1 protein-coding gene and 1 tRNA gene are annotated in these 502 nt (G+C 68.9%); both read left to right on the top strand.

What is annotated here, in order from left to right:
* Window positions 1–228: phosphoribosyltransferase (locus tag GTW58_RS14210; protein ID WP_168023672.1), on the top strand; the 228-nt coding region annotated here is incomplete at its 5' end.
* 106 nt (window positions 229–334) lie between these two features.
* Window positions 335–423, top strand: a tRNA-Ser gene (locus GTW58_RS14205).
* The last annotated feature ends 79 nt before the right edge of the window (window positions 424–502 follow it).

The raw sequence follows: 502 nt of genomic DNA, 5'->3' as shown, positions 1-502 counted from the left end.
CATCCAGGTGGCGGCGGGGGTAACGGCGCCTACCAGGTGGCTGCGGTGTGGGGGAAGTTTGTGGTGACCCCGGACCTTCGCCAGGCCTTGGAGCAGATCGACGGGCAGCCCGTGTTGCTGGTCGACGACCTGGTGGACAGCAGGTGGTCGCTGACCGTGGCCGCCCGCGAACTCCGCCTGGCCGGGAGCGGACCTGTGCTGCCGTTCGTGCTCGCCTCCCGGGGGTGACGGCCCGCCTGACCGACCACGTGGTTTTGACCCGAGTCACGCGCTCCGACTAGCATGGCGCGTGCTGTTTCCTATCGGGGTCCATGGCCTCCGCGGGGTGCAGCGGGGAGACGTGCCAGAGCGGCCGAATGGACTTCACTGCTAATGAAGGATCCGGGGAAACCTGGATCGAGGGTTCAAATCCCTCCGTCTCCGCCGACCGAAGTGAATCTGGCCGGGGGGGGGGGGCCTCGGCGAGGGGGGGGGCAGGCCCCCCCTCTTTTGCTTCGTCCCG

Origin of the sequence: Kocuria subflava, from assembly GCF_012163155.1 — a bacterium.
GTDB lineage: Bacteria > Actinomycetota > Actinomycetes > Actinomycetales > Micrococcaceae > Kocuria > Kocuria subflava.
The sequence above is the reverse complement of the archived record's forward strand: the minus strand, read 5'-3'. Positions and strand labels throughout refer to the sequence as shown.